Source organism: Clostridium sp. AF12-41 (assembly GCF_003461685.1).
In the GTDB taxonomy this organism is placed as follows: Bacteria; Bacillota; Clostridia; order Lachnospirales; family Lachnospiraceae; genus Otoolea; species Otoolea fessa.
The window spans coordinates 121712-138856 of sequence record NZ_QTXO01000006.1 but is presented as its reverse complement, the minus strand read 5'-3'; the positions used below and the strand labels follow the sequence as shown (position 1 = coordinate 138856).

The following is a 17145-nucleotide window of genomic DNA, read 5'->3' as shown; positions in this document are numbered from 1 at the left end:
CTTCATTTTGCCCCCCCCCCGCTGACAAAAACGTCTATGCTGTCCGGCATCTCCAGATCCTGATACCGGGTGCCATAGGGAACTTTCTGATACAGAACCTGTTCCGATAAACTCTCGATCTCCCTGATCTGATAAAAATTCGTGTTCGCATAAACTCTAGGCACAGAGCCATATGAACTGCACGTTATCACTACCACCATTCCTGCTGCCAGGATTCTTCTTTTTCTCCTTCTCATACGCTTTTTCCTCTCATTCTCGAAATGTTGATTATCCGTCATAAAGTGTGTATACACAAATGAGTCGTCACTATATTTATATTATAATAATCAACTCTCACAAATTCAAGACAGAATCTGTTCTTTTAAGCGCATAAAGAAAAACGAGACGACCGAAGTCGTCTCGTAAAAGTCTAACTTTGAGGGGGCACCTCATTCTCTTGACTTCTTTTTTTATTTCCGTTCTTTATATCATTGTTTTCCCAGGTTCTCCGGGGTTCTGCACCATGTCAGGAGCATTCCTTTTAAAAATTCCAGTTCCTGCGTGTGGTCTTCCTTGTGATCGTCCGCCCACACAATTCCCTGTGCATAGCGCTCAGCCACCGCCAGCATCGCAATCGCAACGCTTGTAAATAACTGCTGCTCCGGGATATCGGTCCGGATGCTTTTATCGCTCCTCGCCTGCTCATAGAACTTATGATACAGCGCTCCTGCCGGCTTCAAAACATCCAGATGTTCAGCCAGCGCTTCCCCCTTGACTTTCTCCCGGGAGATAAAGTTTTTATAGTTATTACTGAACCGGAGTATTTCCGGGCGTTCCCGATAAATCCGGATGATCTGGTCCGTATAAAACTCAATGTACTGATACGCCGTGAATGATTCAAATATCTCCGGTCCCTTTTCTTCCAGAATCTCCTTCCAGAGATCGCCCCAGATTTTTCCGCTGATCGCTATCACAAGCTTGACCTTCGTCTGATAATAGTTATATAGGGTCGCAACGCCCACTTCCGCAGCGTCCGCCACCCTCTGTAAACTGACATTCTCGATCCCATATTGCGAAAACAGCCTGAATCCAGCTTCCATCAGCTGTTCTTTCCGGCGCATCGCCTCTTTTTCATCCCGCTCTATATTTCTTGGCATTTCGTCCTCCGCGCCTTTTACTGACGTCTCTTGGATTTTTACAGGTATTCAAACATTTCTTTGGCATCTTCCTTGCGGATGGTCTCCTGTACGCTTGTAATGCGGACCTTCACCGATTTATTGCCGAAGGCAATTTCAATCACATCCCCAACCTTAACCTCTGCACTGGCTCTTGCCACTTTATCATTCAGCATCACTCGTCCGCTGTCACACGCTTCATTGGCTACGGTTCTTCTCTTGATGATGCGGGACACTTTCAAATACTTATCTAGCCTCATATTTTTCCTTTCCATACCCCCTTGCAGGGCACTTTCATATCCTGGCGGAATCCCTTCGCTCCTATAATACTAAAGCCCTCCATGATATTTCATCACGAAGGGCTGTCTGTCACACATATATGTCTGAGATAATTATGCGTTTACCATATCCTTTAATGCTTTACCAGCTTTGAACTTCGGAGTCTTGGAAGCTGCGATCGGCATGGTCTCGCCGGTCTTCGGGTTTCTTCCCTCTCTAGCTGCTCTCTCAGCTACCTCAAAAGTACCAAAGCCAACCAGCTGAATCTTTCCGCCCTTAACCAGTTCCTCGGATACTGCATCTGTGAAAGCCTTGATTGCCTTCTCTGCGTCTTTCTTGGAAAGCTCTGCTTTCTCAGCTACAACTGCGATTAATTCTGTCTTGTTCATCGTATATTCCTCCTAGCTTATATCTTTGCACATGAATCCTCTTAGTTTTCTTCGTACATGCCCGCAAATCTTACTTTACATTTATATACATTTCTCCTTGCTTTGTCAAGGTTTTTTGCACTTTTCCTCACATTCCGAACCGACAATCGTTACGACTCGCAAATAGGAATTTTCTAAACTGAAAATTCCGTACGATGCCGTTTAGGCAGCAGATTATTCCGATTTTAAATGCGAAGCATCGCCAAAATCATAGTGTGAAGCACACGCAAGCACTTCACACTGTGATTTTTTGGTGAAAACCCGTGTAGTATCTGTGAAATCCCTTGTGCTTTTATCACATTTCCGATCATATTTTCTATCGTTTTTGCATGCTTTTCTCCGTCTTTCAGAATATCGTTTTTACAGGCTTTCGTCAACCTTTTCGTTACAGTTACACTGTCTTCTTTACTTGCCTGAATCCCATTCTTATGGTAAGATCAAATAATGTATATCCGGTCTATTACGGCAAACATATAGAAAGGCTGAAAATTATTATGAAAAAGCAAAAACTATCTTCCCTTCTGCCTATCGCTGTATTTCTGATCTTTTATCTGGGGCTAGGAATCTGGTCAGAATATATCATGAAGATCCCGATGGGCTTTTACAACATTCCGATTGTTGTCGCATTTATGCTTGCGATCCTGACGGCCTGTTTCCAGAACCGTTCTCTTTCCTTTGACCGGAAACTGGAGCTGATGGGGCAAGGCATCGGAGATAAGAACATCATCACCATGCTTCTCATCTTCCTGACAGCCGGAACCTTTGTCGGTGTCGTAGGACGAAGCAGTGCTGAAAGCGTTGCTTATCTGATGCTGTCTCTTATCCCGGCCCGTTTTTCCGTTGCTGTTCTCTTTGTGGTAGCGTGCTTTGTCTCTACTTCCATGGGAACCTCCGTTGGAACCATCACCCTGATTGTTCCGATTGCCACTGCCGTATCTGAGACCTCTGGTTTCTCTCTGGCCCTTTGCGTCGCATCTGTCATCGGCGGTGCCATGTTTGGAGATAATCTCTCTTTCATCTCCGATACAACCATCGCAGCCTGCAACGGTCAGGGATGTGCTATGAAGGATAAATTCCGTGAGAACTTCGGCATCGCACTTCCGGCTGCCATCGCTTCCCTGGCACTTATCCTGGTCGTTTCCTTCCATCAGGATCCGGGAGCTGCCATCATAAAACCATACAACCTGATTCAGCTGATCCCCTATCTTCTGGTATTAGCAGGCGGCATTGCCGGTATTCAGGTATTTGTCGTTCTGTTAGTCGGAATCGTATCCGGTGCCATCATTATGCTGGGCTCCGGCCAGACTACTCCCTGGGAAATGCTTACCAACATGGGGTCCGGCACTTCCGGCATGTTTGAGACCAGTATGGTTGCCATCTTAGTTGCAGCTATGTGCGCACTGATCCGTGAAAACGGTGGCTTCGATGTTCTTCTTAACGTTATTCATCGCATCTTCCGCGGAAAACGCGGCGGTCAGTTTGGTGTCGGCCTTTTAGTTACCCTGCTGGATATCGCAACTGCCAATAACACAGTAGCTATCGTTATGGCCAACCCTATTGCAAAGGAAATTTCTGAAGATTATGGCATCAGTGCCAGAAAGACAGCCTCCCTTCTGGATACCTTTTCCTGTATCTCCCAGGGAATCCTGCCTTACGGTGCTCAGATGCTGGTAGCATTATCGGCGGTTCATGAGCTGGGCTATGAACTGTCTGCCTTTGAGGTCATGCCGCTTCTGTTCTATCCAAGCATGCTGTTTATCAGTTCTTTAATCTGTATCTTTCTGCTTCCAGAGCGCGGAGACCGTGTCAAAGCAAAAAAATAACAGCGGAACCCTTTCCACTGTACACATAAAAAGCTAAACATAAGAAGAGCTGTCCGACTTTCTCGTCATCAGACAGCTCTTTTATGAAATATCTCGAAGTTTCACTATATAACCTCTCTTTCTTAATTTTAACAAAAAAGGGGGCGTGTTCACAATTTATTTACTCATGCGTTTGTCGTGCGCCTTGCTGTGCTTTTTCTGTGAAAAATCATGGAGTATCTGTGAACTTTCTTGCGCTTTCGTCTGTTTTTCGATATATCTGTTATATCAAATACAAGTTTTTATCAAATACAGGACTATCAAAAACAGGATCGATGGACAACCGCCCAGGAGTTTTATCTCTCTTTACGTTTTCCATCGATCCCGTCTTCTTTTTTCTCTCACCGCCTGTTTCCAGGCAGATTTATCTCATTTATCTTTTTTTATCCTTCCATCTGACGTCCCAGAAATCCGGCTGCCGTCGCTGCCAGCTTCATCTCCGCCCCTCCAAGCGCCTGCTTTGCCTCCCGGCTGAGGAGAATCACCGCCCCGATCGCATCTCCCTCGCTCAAAATCGGCACAATTACCTCGGCGCTGCTCTCCTCCACCTCATCCGAGGTGATCGGGATAAATGCTTTTTCTCCCCGCGCCGCACAGATATTCTGACGTTCGGAGACTGCCAGCTCCAGCGCCCGGCTGATCGTCTTCTGGTAATATTCCTTCTTTGGTCCCCCGGATACCGCGATGATCTGATCCCGGTCCGCGATGCAGACCATCAGCCCCGTGGACTGCGCCATCGCCTCCGCGTACTGCACGGCAAATGCCGCCAGCTCCACCATCGGTGAATATTTTTTCAATATAATCTCGCCCTCGCGGTCCGTGAATATCTCAAGCGGCGTCCCTTCCCGAAGGCGCAGCGTCCGGCGTATCTCTTTCGGGATGACAACGCGACCCAGATCATCGATTCTTCTCACAATTCCTGTAGCTTTCATGATTCTTCCTCCTGCATACCACGTTTGCCATATCGTGTGTCTTATGGGTAGTATGTGGAAATGCAGGCGGATTATACATCTGAAATGGTTCGTCCTAATTTTAGAACTGAAAATTTTTGCGTTTTTTATTCCTGCCGTTTCTTCGGATTCGGATTGATCGCCACACCGCGGTTGATGTCGCCCTGTAAATTCTTGCCGAACTGGTAATCATTACCCGGAAGAATCACATTGAGCAGAACGCCCGCAATCGCTGCGATCGCAAGACCTGTCAGAGTAACCGAAGTTCCTGCCACCTCAAAGGTCAGACCGTCGGAGAATCCCAGCCCGCAGACCAGAATCACCGCAGCGATTACCAAGTTCCTGGATTTGGTTAAATCCACCTGGTTTTCGACCACGTTGCGGACACCGATCGCGGAGATCATACCGTATAGCATGAAACTAACGCCGCCGATGATTGCAGACGGCATCGAACCGATGACCTCTGCCATCTTCGGAATAAAGCTCAGAATCACAGCAAAGACAGCTGCAATCCGGATGACACGCGGGTCATGAACACGACTTAATTCCAGAACGCCCGTATTTTCACCGTAAGTCGTATTGGCAGGACCGCCAACGAGTGCCGACAGAGATGTTGCGATACCATCGCCGACCAGCGTCCGGTGCAGTCCCGGATCCGCAAGGAAATTTTCTCCGACCGTCGCGGAGATCGCCGACATATCGCCGATATGTTCCATCATCGTCGCAAGCGCGATCGGCGCCATTACCATGACCGCCGTCGGGTCAAATTTGCACAGCTGGAACGGAGGAAGTCCGACCCAGGAAGCCGTCGCTACCTCTGAGAAATTCAGGATCGCACTTCCGTCCGGGTTTGTCATTCCCATCATCTGGAAGACTGCTGCCGCTGCATAGGAGATCACAACGCCCATCAGAATCGGAATGATCTTGAACATTCCCTTGCCCCAGATATTAAAAACGATGATGGTTCCCAGCGCGATCAACGCAATCAGCCAGTTTGTCGATGCGTTGGCGATCGCGGACGGCGCCAGTGAAAGTCCGATACAGATAATGATCGGACCTGTCACAACCGGCGGCAGATAGTGCATGACGCGCTCCACGCCTGCCAGCTTGATGATCAGCGCCAGAATCAGGTACAGCGCACCCGCTACCACGATACCGCCGCAGGCATATGGCAATTTCTCGCCCATCGTCATATCTGCAAAAATACCGCTGTCCAAGTTTGCCACCGTCGCAAATCCACCGAGGAATGCGAACGAGGAACCGAGGAACGCCGGGACTTTTAACTTAGAGCAGGCATGGAAAAACAGTGTTCCCAGACCCGCACACATCAGCGTTACCTGAATCGAAAGTCCCTCTCCCTCAAAATAGGTATTGACCAGAATCGGCACCAGGATCGTCGCGCCGAACATCGCAAACATATGCTGCAAACCTAAAAGCAGCATCTTCGGCAGACCCAGTGTTCTGGCGTCTTTAATGACCATGTCGTTTTCATTCATTTTAGATAGATACCTCCAACAATTCCCTTCATTTTATAATGTACATCATTTTCATTTTCCAGAATATCCTTTTTGACTTCATTCGTCAACCTTTCTGCCGCGCTTGCTTCGATTTTCTGTAAACAAAACAAAGGATGTGCCTTTTTGTGTAATGGGGAATTCCAAGGAATTTCCTATTGCACAAAAAAAGAGCTGTCCGACTTTCTCGTCATCAGACAGCTCTTTTATGAAATATCCCGAAGTTTCACTATATAACCTCTCTTCCTTTTATATTTTGTTTTAAATGTGCTATGGACCTCTTCCTTTCATATGAATCTCCTCCTTTGATTACATGTATCTATGTAAACTCTTTTAGAGATTGTATGATGATGGATTCCATCAATACCGATTTTTATCTTTTTATTTATTTGATAAATTCGGTTTTTAAAATCATGATCATGTTTTTTAGTAACTAACTATCCCATTGGACTGTCCTCCTTGTTCCTTATTTCGTCCTAGAAACTATGGTAACCGTTTGTTGGGGTTATCTCTGTTTCTTTTGATGGTTTTATTTTACTAGATAATTTCCATTTTGTCAAGTATTATTTCTAATTATTTTTCATATTTTTCTTTATTTATCTGATTATATTTTTGTAATTGTTGTGTATTTCTGTTTTATTTATTCTGTTTCTAACTATTATTGCGCTTTTCGATCGCAATTTCTTGTATTTCTTGTTTTATAGGACGCAATTTCCTGTAAAATGAAGAAAGTCCCATGAACAAATCATGTGCCTTGACACATCCGGGCTTCTCGCACGGCCGCTTGCGGCATGTTTCTTCTTCGCGTGAGTACGCATCCCGCAGAGCGTTTTGTCATAGGACGAAGCTTCCTATGACAAAAAAGAACCACCCCAAAAGAATATGCCGATACCGAACTACCTCTTCTGGAAATGGTTCTATTTTCTTCTATCTTCCCTAGTGGAACTGGAACACGATTCCGGCCACAGCCGCCACCACGATATAGAGGATCGGGTGCTTTTTCCATTTAACTAAGCCGTACCAGATCGCAAGCGACAGTACGATCGCTTTCCAGTTGATGATGGAAAACAGCTCGGAAAACGCCAGGCTGCCATCCTCGCCGACATGGAGGAACGCTATCTTTGCCACGCCGATACCTGCTGCCGCAATCAGAGCGGTAGATGCCGCACGCAGACCATAGAGGGCATTCTGTACGATCGAAGAGGATTTAAACTTATCGAGAATCTTCGAGATAATCACAATGATGATGACCGACGGCAGCACCAGTGAGAGAGGCGCTGCCAGTCCGCCGAGAATCCCTTTAATATGGAAGCCGACGTAGGTCGCCATATTGACTCCCATCGGTCCCGGTGTGGACTCGGAGACAGCGATCATGTTGGAAATATCATTAAAGGTATACCATCCCGTCTCCTTGGAAATATTGTAAAGGAACGGGAGGGTCGCCAGTCCGCCTCCAATCGCAAACAGTCCGCAGCAGAAGAAGCGGAAGCATAATTCAAGTATCAGCATCATTTCTTCTCCCCCTTTCCGCCCTTCAGTACAATCCCGATCGCACCCGCCACAACAACAAGAAGCGCTGGGGAAACCGATGTAAACAGTGACAGTACAAACACAACCGCCGCAATCGCGATCGCGCCTTTATCAACCAGCGATTTCTTTGCCAGTTTGACAACCGCACTGCCGATCAGCACACAGACGCAGGCGCGGATGCCTGCAAAGGCGCTGCTCACAGCGCTAAGTTCAATAAAGTTCGAGATAAATGCCGCGATAATCATAATGATGACAAGCGACGGTGCAATGACTCCCAGCGTCGCCGCAATCGCCCCCGGAATCCCCCGGTTCTTGTAGCCGACAAACGTCGCCGTGTTGACTGCAATGATACCCGGTGTACACTGACCGATCGCGTAGTAATCCATCAATTCTTCATCCGTCGCCCAATGGCGTCCATTGACTACCTCTTTCTGCAGCATCGGCAGCATCGCATATCCGCCGCCGAAGGTAAACCCTCCGATTCTGGCAAACGTCAGAAACATATCCAGCAGTTCTTTCATTTCTGCCCACTCCCTTCCGTATTATCCCTACACTTTTATTTCTCTGGAATTTCCAGTATATACCTGCTTATGTATCATACCAGAATTCAAGGAGCCTGAAAAATACCATTCGGATATAGAATATATATCAGAAAAATATAGTTCGCCTGTTATTCTATCGGATTTTGTTATATAATATATCTGCCGTATACACAGTTTTACAACGAATCCGAACAGGAAGGAGCATTTATGGAACTTCGCCAGTTATCCTACTTCACCACCATCGTCAACGAGGGAAATATTTCCCAGGCAGCCAAAAAACTGAATATCTCACAACCGCCGCTCAGCCACCAGATGAAGCTTCTGGAGGCAGAACTGGGTGTGACGCTATTTGAACGCGGTTCCCGCCGCATCCGACTGACACCTGCTGGAAAGACGTTCTACGACCGGGCGCTTGCGATCCTCGATCTGAGCCAGGCTGCCTGCACGGAGCTGACTGCACAGAAACAGGAGATTCAGGGCGTTGTGCGCCTTGGCATCATCTCCTCCGCCGTCGAATTTGTGACCCGGCATTATCTTGCCCCATTCCGGCGATCCTATCCCAAAGCCCTGTTTGAACTCCATGAGTCCAATTCCTACCACCTGCTCGATCTGCTTCACTCCAACCAGATCGACCTCGCCGTGATCCGGACGCCATTTGCCAAAGCCGGGCTGGAGATGCAGACACTGCCGCCGGAGGCATTTCTGGCGATCGGGCGCGAAATGATCTGGAGCCATTACCAGGAATGCCCGAATGCCCTTCTGACCGATATTCCTCCATCCGACACTGGTTCTGTGATTCAAAGTTCCCACCCTATGCCTGCATCCGACGCTTCCGAACCACAAAAAAGCCATACGCCCACATCTCTTCCCCTCTCCGCCCTCACCCGCGCGCCGCTCATCCTTTACCGCCGCTGGCAGCCGCTGATTCTGGGATATTTTGAGGAACAGGCGCTGGAACCGAACATCGTCTGCATTGCCGACGATGCCAGAACCGCCCTTTTATGGGCGTCCGAAGGGCTGGGCATCGCGCTCGCGCCTGAATCTGCCCTCTGTTTAAATTCCGATCCCGCCCTGATCCGCCGGATCATCACCCAGCCCCAGATCCACTCAAGTATCTGTCTGGTCAAACGGAAGGAACGGAGTTTATCGCTGGTGGGGAATGCGTTTTTCCAAAGTTTCCATGCCACCGCTATTTCATAAAGAGGGTGCGGACAACCTTCTGCTCCGGCAGAAACAACCGCAGCTGCTACCGATGCCCCAGCGGAAGATACGACCGCTTCCTCCGATGAAACGAAAGAAATCGGCAGTAAACGAACCAATTTTCGTTTACTGCCGATGCTTTTACGCCTCTTTCGTCCCTTTATTCTTTCGATCCAGAATAACCAGAACCACAATCAGCGCTACGAATCCCACACCGGTTCCCACCCAGCCATTGGCGGTAAATCCGGCTGCCAGATAACCGAGGAAGCAGCACGCCGCTACGCACAGCACATACGGGATCTGGGTCGATACGTGGTTGATGTGGTGGCACTGGGCGCCAGCCGACGCAAGGATGGTCGTATCCGAGATCGGGGAAACATGGTCGCCGCAGACCGCACCTGCCAGAATCGAAGCCGTCACGATCGTAAGGCTGTTCATATTTTCAGCGCCAACCACCGCAAATGCAATCGGAAGCAGAATACCGAAGGTACCCCAGGACGTACCGGTCGAGAACGCCAGCCCCGCCGCGATGACGAACATCAGGGCCGGCATCAGGGAGCCGACCAGCGCATTGCCGCCCACTACCTCTTTGACATAGCCGCCGATGTTTAAGTAATCCGCACTGCAGATACCAGACAGAGTCCAGGCAAGGCACAGAATCATGATCGCCGGGATCATCGCCTTGACGCCGATCGTGAAGGATTCACAGAACTCATTGAACCGGATGACACGGCGGATCATGTAAAATGCAAAGATAAACACCAGTGTGAAGAAGGAACCAAGCACCAGGCTCAGTGCCGAATCACAGTTGGCGAACGCCTCGACCAGACCAACGCCGTCCAGGATGCCGCCTGTATACAGCATACCGCTGACGCAGAACGCAATCAGAACCAGGATCGGAAGAATCAGATCGATAACCTTTCCGTTGCCGGAGATCTCCATCGCCTCCGCCTCGACCGTCGTCTCTTTTCCGGTCTTTTTCACCTGTTCTTCATAGCGTTTCATCGCCGCGAAATCAAAATCGCCTGCTACCAAAAAGAGCATGAAGCAGATCGTGAGAAGCGCATACAGATTAAACGGAATCGTGTGAAGGAACAGACTGAAGCCGTCCACTCCGCTGTCCTCCGGAAGCGAAGAACCGACCGCTGCCGCCCAGCTTGAGATCGGCGCGATGATACAGATCGGCGCCGCCGTCGCATCGATGATGTAGGCTAACTTCGCACGTGTGATCTTGTGCTTGTCCGTCACCGGACGCATAACCGTGCCGACGGTCAGGCAGTTAAAATAGTCATCCACGAAAATCAGCATTCCGAGGAACATGGTTGCAAACAGCGCGCCCTTCTTCGTGCGGATCGCGTGGGACGCCCACTCACCATAAGCCTTCGACGCACCAGACTTTGTGATCAGTGCTACCACGATGCCGAGAAATGCCAGGAAAAGCAGAATGTTGACATTGCCCCCGATCTTCTCGCCCATGATCGCGATCATTGTTTCCACCGCATGAAGCGGATTTGGACCCGTAAATAAAAACGCGCCCGACATAATACCTATCAGCAGAGACAGGTACACCTCTTTCGTAATCAATGCAAGCGCAATGGCTACGATAGGCGGTATTAAAGAAAAAATCGTACCGCTCATAATTACCCCCTTATGGATTATCTGTACACATTCGGGCAAATTCTGCCCGTTTTTGAGCACACTATATCTACATAATAAATGTCCCCGGGCACTTTGTCCAGCGTCCGGGGACATTTTTTCATATTTTCTCTCTTTTTACTTTCTTTTCCTGCTTTTTACTCTGCTTTCTCCAGCTCTGCCAGTTCCAGAGCTGTCGCCTCGTATTTGGCAAGAATGACATTTTGAATCATGTCTCTGGTTTCCGAATTAATCGGGTGGGCAATATCCCGGTATTCTCCATCCGCAGCCTTACGGCTCGGCATAGCAATAAAAAGTCCTTTCTCTCCCTCAATAACCTTGATATCATGAACCACAAATTCATTGTCAAGTGTGATGGATACGATGGCTTTCATCTTACCTTCCTTCTCTATCCGCCGCACTCTTACGTCTGTAATCTGCATACCCATTTACCCCTTCCGTCTGTTCTTTGATGTACCCTATAATGTAAACCGCTCGTTCTTCTCAATGACAATCTTTACATCTTCCGGCGTACCGATGTGCGTCGTGTTGGCGCGGATCGTATCACGGCTCTCTACAATACAATTCTCAATCACTGTATTGTCCCCGATGTAAACATCATTTAAAATAACAGAATTCCGGATGATACAGTTATTGCCTACATATACCTTCTTAAACAGAACCGAGTTCTCCACCGTACCATTTAAGATACAGCCGCTGGATACCAGGCTGTTCTTGACATTTGCACCCGGATTGTATTTTGCCGGCGGAAGATCATCTACCTTGGAGTAGATCTCCGGGTATTCCCTGAAGAAATAGTGGCGTACATCCGGTTTCAGGAAATCCATGTTCGTCTTGTAGTACGAATCAACCGAAGCGATGTTGCTCCAGTAAGTTCCTAACTTATACGCGTAAATGCGTTTAAGATTCTTATATCTGACTAAAATATCGGTAACAAAGTCATACCGATCCTCTGCTGCACAGCGCTCCAGAAGTTCGATGAGCTGACGGCGGCGGATCACATAGATACCGCAGGAGATCGTGCTGGAGGTCGCCAGCATCGGTTTTTCCTCAAAATCTGTGATACGTCCGTCATCATTTAACTTCACCAGACCGAAGCGGGTAACATCCTCCTCCGGAGGCATCTCCTTGCATACTACGGTAATATCCGCTTTCTTTTCAATATGATACTCCAGTACCTTGCCGTAATCCAATTTATAGACACAGTCGCCGCCCGCAATGACTACATACGGCTCATGGCTCTTCTTTAAGAAATCGAGGTTCTGATACAGCGCATCTGCAGTACCGCGATACCAGTCGCTGCTCTCCGCCGTGATCGTCGGTGTGAATACATACATGCCGCCCTGCTTACGTCCGAAGTCCCACCACTTGGAAGAACTCAAGTGCTCGTTCAGGGAACGGGAGTTGTACTGCGTCAGCACCGCCACACTCTGGATGTGGGAATTGCTCATATTGCTCAGAGCAAAATCGACACTGCGGTAGCTGCCTGCGATAGGCATCGCTGCGATGGCTCTCTTATTGGATAATTCTCTCATTCTCTTGCTGTTGCCGCCAGCTAAAACAATCCCGATCGCTCTCATTGTATTCCACCTGCCTTTATGATATAATCACCGCTCTCCAGCTCGCCGCCGTGATAATCTTCTGCCGTCGTCACGCCGGAAATCGCTGTGTTCCGTCCTATCTTCACTCCATCCGGTATCACGGAGCGCTCTCCGATTGTTACCAGATCGAACTGATATACCTTCTTGTCGTACCTGCTCTCGGCATATTCTCCAACGCCGACCTCTGCATTCTCACCGATGGTAACGTCCTCTGCCACGATCGCCTTATCCACAACCGTGCCAGCGCCGATCGTCGTGCCCTTCATGATAATCGAATCCCGGATCACCGCGCCTTCTCCGATCGTAACGCCTGCTCCGATGACCGAGTTAATGACTTCGCCGTATACCTCGGTGCCCTCGCCGATGATACTGCGCTCTATCTTGGACTGCTCCGATATAAATTGTGGGGGAATAATATCGCTCTTCGTGTAAATCTTCCAGTATTCTTCATACAGGTTGAACTCCGGAATGATGTCGATCAGTTCCATGTTTGCCTCCCAGTAGGAGCCAAGGGTTCCGACATCTTTCCAGTAGCCGTTGTACTCGTATGCGAAGATACGTTTTCCAGCTGCATGGCAATACGGGATAATGTGCTTTCCAAAATCACATCCAGGCTCGTCCGAGAGCTTGATGAGCGCTTCCTTGAGCACCTTCCAGCTGAATATGTAAATACCCATGGAAGCTAAATTGCTGCGCGGATTCGCCGGTTTCTCCTCAAACTCCGTAATGCGGTTGTTGTCATCGGTTATAACGATACCGAAACGGCTTGCCTCCTCCATCGGAACCTGCATCGCCGCGATCGTCACATCCGCATTGTTTGCTTTGTGGTATTCCAGCATTACCTCGTAGTCCATCTTGTAGATGTGGTCGCCGGACAAAATCAGCACATACTCTGGATTGTACGTTTCCATGTATTCCAGGTTCTGGTAGATCGCGTTCGCCGTACCGGTGTACCAATCGCTTCCTTTGCTCCGCTCATACGGCGGAAGTACCGTCACACCACCTACGTTGCGGTCCAGATCCCACGGAATACCGATTCCAATATGTGCATTCAGCCGCAGCGGCTGATACTGGGTCAGAACGCCTACCGTGTCCACTCCCGAATTGATACAGTTACTTAACGGAAAATCGATGATTCGATACTTTCCTCCGAAAGAAACCGCAGGTTTTGCTACTTTTTGAGTTAAGACACCCAGACGACTGCCCTGTCCGCCTGCCAACAGCATAGCTATCATTTCCTTTTTAATCACGATATCACCCCTCGATGCTCACATATAATGTGTATTTTAAACCTGTTTTTATTATAACATACTTCACGAAAATAGTGAACAAATTTTTAATAGAATTTGTCCCAATTTTGTACATTTTCCGACATTTTTCGTTCCTTTTACATAATATTTTCGTAATTCCGGGATGTGGAATCTAAGAGCGAACCTCCCGTGAACTGAAAAAAAGCCCTGAATCTGAGACACTTTTGACTCAAAAGCATTTCCGATTCAAGGCTTTTTTACTGTATATTCTTTCTCAATTCTTCCAGACTCATCGAATCTGCAATCCGCGGCAGCTCCTCCTGTAAGATATGGACAAAGTCTTGTATATACATCGGATGCATCGCATTCCGGTGGCTGACCAGCTCAATCTTTAACTCCCGTCCCAGGTTCCGGATCGGGAACATATAGAGTTCATCCTCTGGCTTACAGGTCTGATTGTGACGGTAAGTAGCTGCCAGCAGCATTTTCGGGCACAGCGCCGCACAGATGCCGGACGCGCAGAGCAGAATCTGCGTCTCACTATCACTGATGTTATAGATGACATTAAGCTTTACATTATAACTGTCCAGATATTCCTGAATCGCATGGTTGACTTTTCCGGTCTTGAAACTCTGCGTAAACGGAATGTTGGAAAACCGTTTCAGATCAATCCCATCCTCCATCTGCCGGATCTCCTGCTTGCTAAATTCCCGCCTCAAAAGCTTGGCGGAGATAACCAGGATGATCTCATCCGTCGTCAGGGTCTGGATTTTATAATCCGGATGCGGTGACGTATTGACCCCGATAAATAAATCTACCTGTCCGTTCAACAGGCGTTCCTCCAGGATCTGTGTGTCCTCCTCCGTAAAGGATATATTTACCTTCGGGTAACACTGGTAATATCGCGGCAGCACACGGGGCAGTATGATCGGCGCGCGGGATGTACTGATTCCCAAGGTAAAACCGCCCACCGTCCCCTCCGCTATCCCCGCCAGACTCCGGCTCATACTCGTCTCCATAATCTGGATATTTAACAGGTTATGAAGCATGATCTCGCCAGCCTGCGTCAGACGGAATTTGGGACGCCGCTCAAACAACACGACATTATACTCTTTTTCCAGCCTCTTTATATGATCGCTGGCGCACTGCTGTGTAATATGAAGCTCATTTGCAGCTTTTGTAATACTCATTTCTCTGGCTACCACCAAAAAAACTTCGAATCCTATTTTCATTGTTTCCTCCGCCAGTTCTCAGTTCTATCTATTTTCTTATTCTAACCAAAAGGAGCCGTAAAAAAACAGCGCATTGACCTTTCAAGTCTCTTCTGCTGTCTTTTCACAGCCCCTTTTTCTTACGTATTTTTCTAATACTTAGTATCCGTACCCCATTAGTCTCGGAAGCCATGTGATGATTCCCGGTACATATGCAAATACAAACAGAAGCAATATTTCCGTCAAAAGGAACGGAAGCGCTCCCTTTACAATCTGTTTAAAATTCAAGCCTGAAATCGAAACCGCCGTAAACAGATTATATCCAAACGGAGGTGTTACGAATCCAACTACCAGGCAAATACAGAACAGCATACCGATGTGGAGTTCATTACATCCGAGTGCAATTCCAACCGGAATTAAAATTGGTGCCAGAATCAGAGTTGCCGCTACATTATCCATCAGACAGCCTACAATTAAGAGCACTACAACTAGTACGAAGAGATAAAGTGCCTGGCTGCCACCTACGAAGCTGATAAATGCATTGGAAATCACGATTCCGATCTGGGATTTCGATACAACCCAGGAGAACAGGGACGCCGCCGCGATGATGAAATTGACCATTGTCGATGTTTTCAGGGAATTGATCAGGATCTTCGGTAAATCTTTTACTTTCAGTTCTTTCAATGCAAAACCCAGAATCAGCGCATAAACAATGCCGACCGCTGCGGATTCGGTTGGTGTAAAGATACCGCCATAAATACCGCCTAGAATCAGAACCGGAAGTCCCAGAGCGCCCAGCGCTTTCCAGAACAATTTCATGGATTCTTTAAAATCAAACTTCATCGTCTTCGCATGTTTCAGAACCTCCGGATTCCTGTATGCGAATACGACATTGACTAACGATAACGCCAGTGCGATAACAAGTCCCGGGACAACCCCTGCCATAAACATTGCCGGAATTGAAAGATTCATTGTAACTCCATAAATAATCATGGGAATACTCGGAGGAATGATTGGTCCCAATGCACCTGCCGATGCAACTAACCCCGCGCTCGTTTCTCTGGAATAACCTGCCTTCAGCATGGAAGGAAGCATAATTGAACCAATCGCTGCTACCGTCGCCGGACCGGAGCCCGTCAGCGCTGCAAAGATCGCACAACTGAATACGGTTACAATTCCAAGTCCGCCCGGAAGCCAGCCTAAAATACTCTTCGCCCAATCGGTCAGACGTTTGGAAATACCACCGAAATCCATCAGGTTTCCTACCAAGATAAACAGTGGGACTGCAAGCAGTGTGAAAGAGTTAAGACCGTAAATCAGCCGCTGTGCGACTACCAGCATACTTCCTCCCGTTGTCGCCAGATATGCCATTCCGGCAGAAAGGATTGCAAATGCAACCGGAATGCCTAAAAGCATCAGACCAAATAATACTACTAATACAAGTGTCATAATACCGGTTTATCCTCCTTTCTCTCTGTCGCTGATACGATCATCGCAATCGCTACAAATGCCTGGAACATCAGAAGGATTCCGCCGACTGCCACGGAGGAATTGATACACCACATCGGGACAGAAAGCGCGGTGCTCAAGTTGGTTCTGGAGCTGTACGCAAGCTTTAAGCCTGCGTACAGCATTACGGTTCCATCAAAAAAGATAACTAATTCAATGATAATATCGACAATTTTTCGAAGCGTTCCATGCATCAGATCCAGGATTGCTGTTACTGTAGCATGTCCGCTTCCCTCAATCAACAAGGAAGCCCCCAGCATATGCATCCAAATAAAACAGTACCGGGCAAGTTCTTCGCTCCATGACAGTGAATTATTCAGAATGAAGCGGAAAAACACCTGTGCCACACAGGCAACAATCAGGACAATAAAGATCACCATTCCTATGTAACTGACGCACTTATTAATTATGTCTGAAACCTGCTCTAATTTTTTCATGCTGTCAAACCCTCTTTCTGCA

The 17145-nt window shown here is 47.9% G+C and carries 17 protein-coding genes; 2 read left to right on the top strand and 15 right to left on the bottom strand.

The genetic code is table 11. The features are described from left to right. Positions 1 to 2: 2 nt before the first annotated feature. From DWV73_RS10550 to DWV73_RS10535, 4 genes are all read right to left on the bottom strand, one after another. Entirely contained in the window at positions 3 to 236 is a 234-nt protein-coding gene (locus DWV73_RS10550; protein ID WP_117796662.1) for a hypothetical protein, read from the bottom strand. A 231-nt stretch (positions 237 to 467) separates the two neighbouring features. After that, the gene (locus DWV73_RS10545) at positions 468 to 1136 is read right to left on the bottom strand and encodes a TetR/AcrR family transcriptional regulator (protein WP_117796661.1); all 669 of its coding nucleotides are present in this window, start codon (positions 1134 to 1136) and stop codon (positions 468 to 470) included. Positions 1137 to 1174: 38 nt separating this feature from the next. After that, the gene (locus DWV73_RS10540) at positions 1175 to 1414 is read right to left on the bottom strand and encodes an RNA-binding S4 domain-containing protein (protein WP_022346712.1); all 240 of its coding nucleotides are present in this window, start codon (positions 1412 to 1414) and stop codon (positions 1175 to 1177) included. A gap of 132 nt (positions 1415 to 1546) precedes the next feature. Beyond that, positions 1547 to 1822, bottom strand: coding sequence for an HU family DNA-binding protein (locus DWV73_RS10535; protein ID WP_022360642.1), 276 nt, complete (start codon positions 1820 to 1822; stop codon positions 1547 to 1549). Between the two features lie 533 nt (positions 1823 to 2355). On the opposite strand from DWV73_RS10535, the gene DWV73_RS10530 reads away from it, so the two are divergent. After that, positions 2356 to 3684, top strand: a complete 1329-nt coding sequence (locus DWV73_RS10530; RefSeq protein ID WP_117796660.1) for a Na+/H+ antiporter NhaC family protein — start codon at positions 2356 to 2358, stop codon at positions 3682 to 3684. Between the two features lie 422 nt (positions 3685 to 4106). Here DWV73_RS10530 and spoVT read toward each other — a convergent pair whose 3' ends face one another. The 4 genes from spoVT to DWV73_RS10510 all read right to left on the bottom strand — a co-directional run bounded on the left by spoVT (position 4107) and on the right by DWV73_RS10510 (position 8238). Next, complete coding sequence (gene spoVT, locus DWV73_RS10525; protein ID WP_107001695.1) at positions 4107 to 4655, bottom strand: stage V sporulation protein T; 549 nt, start codon at positions 4653 to 4655, stop codon at positions 4107 to 4109. A gap of 125 nt (positions 4656 to 4780) precedes the next feature. Continuing rightward, positions 4781 to 6169, bottom strand: a complete 1389-nt coding sequence (locus DWV73_RS10520; protein ID WP_117796659.1) for a uracil-xanthine permease family protein — start codon at positions 6167 to 6169, stop codon at positions 4781 to 4783. 954 nt (positions 6170 to 7123) lie between these two features. Continuing rightward, positions 7124 to 7699 carry a chromate transporter gene (locus tag DWV73_RS10515; RefSeq protein WP_242995794.1) on the bottom strand — a complete coding sequence of 192 codons (576 nt, stop codon included), beginning with the start codon at positions 7697 to 7699 and terminating at the stop codon, positions 7124 to 7126. Then, a complete protein-coding gene (locus DWV73_RS10510) occupies positions 7696 to 8238 on the bottom strand; it encodes a chromate transporter (RefSeq protein WP_117796658.1) in 543 nt (180 codons plus the stop codon). Before DWV73_RS10510 ends, DWV73_RS10515 begins: the two co-directional genes overlap by 4 nt. A 228-nt stretch (positions 8239 to 8466) precedes the next feature. Here DWV73_RS10510 and DWV73_RS10505 point away from each other — a divergent pair, with 228 nt between their 5' ends. Beyond that, complete coding sequence (locus DWV73_RS10505; protein WP_117796657.1) at positions 8467 to 9459, top strand: LysR family transcriptional regulator; 993 nt, start codon at positions 8467 to 8469, stop codon at positions 9457 to 9459. A gap of 141 nt (positions 9460 to 9600) precedes the next feature. Here the strand turns inward: DWV73_RS10505 and DWV73_RS10500 are convergent, their stop codons facing one another. From DWV73_RS10500 to DWV73_RS10470, 7 genes are all read right to left on the bottom strand, one after another. Next, positions 9601 to 11097, bottom strand: coding sequence for a Na+/H+ antiporter NhaC family protein (locus tag DWV73_RS10500; RefSeq protein WP_117796656.1), 1497 nt, complete (start codon positions 11095 to 11097; stop codon positions 9601 to 9603). A gap of 155 nt (positions 11098 to 11252) precedes the next feature. Further along, on the bottom strand, positions 11253 to 11537 hold the full coding sequence (spoVG, locus tag DWV73_RS10495) for a septation regulator SpoVG (RefSeq protein ID WP_107001781.1): 285 nt from the start codon (positions 11535 to 11537) through the stop codon (positions 11253 to 11255). A gap of 36 nt (positions 11538 to 11573) precedes the next feature. Next, a complete protein-coding gene (gene glgD, locus DWV73_RS10490) occupies positions 11574 to 12695 on the bottom strand; it encodes a glucose-1-phosphate adenylyltransferase subunit GlgD (protein ID WP_117796655.1) in 1122 nt (373 codons plus the stop codon). Further along, positions 12692 to 13966, bottom strand: coding sequence for a glucose-1-phosphate adenylyltransferase (locus tag DWV73_RS10485; protein ID WP_117796654.1), 1275 nt, complete (start codon positions 13964 to 13966; stop codon positions 12692 to 12694). Before DWV73_RS10485 ends, glgD begins: the two co-directional genes overlap by 4 nt. 257 nt (positions 13967 to 14223) lie before the next feature. Continuing rightward, on the bottom strand, positions 14224 to 15198 hold the full coding sequence (locus DWV73_RS10480) for a LysR family transcriptional regulator (RefSeq protein ID WP_117796653.1): 975 nt from the start codon (positions 15196 to 15198) through the stop codon (positions 14224 to 14226). 138 nt (positions 15199 to 15336) lie between these two features. After that, positions 15337 to 16626, bottom strand: a complete 1290-nt coding sequence (locus tag DWV73_RS10475; RefSeq protein WP_207722853.1) for a TRAP transporter large permease — start codon at positions 16624 to 16626, stop codon at positions 15337 to 15339. Continuing rightward, positions 16623 to 17123 (bottom strand): TRAP transporter small permease, encoded by a 501-nt coding sequence (locus DWV73_RS10470; protein ID WP_107001703.1) that lies wholly within the window; start codon positions 17121 to 17123, stop codon positions 16623 to 16625. The genes DWV73_RS10475 and DWV73_RS10470 overlap by 4 nt, the downstream gene beginning before the upstream one ends. Positions 17124 to 17145 lie beyond the last annotated feature (22 nt).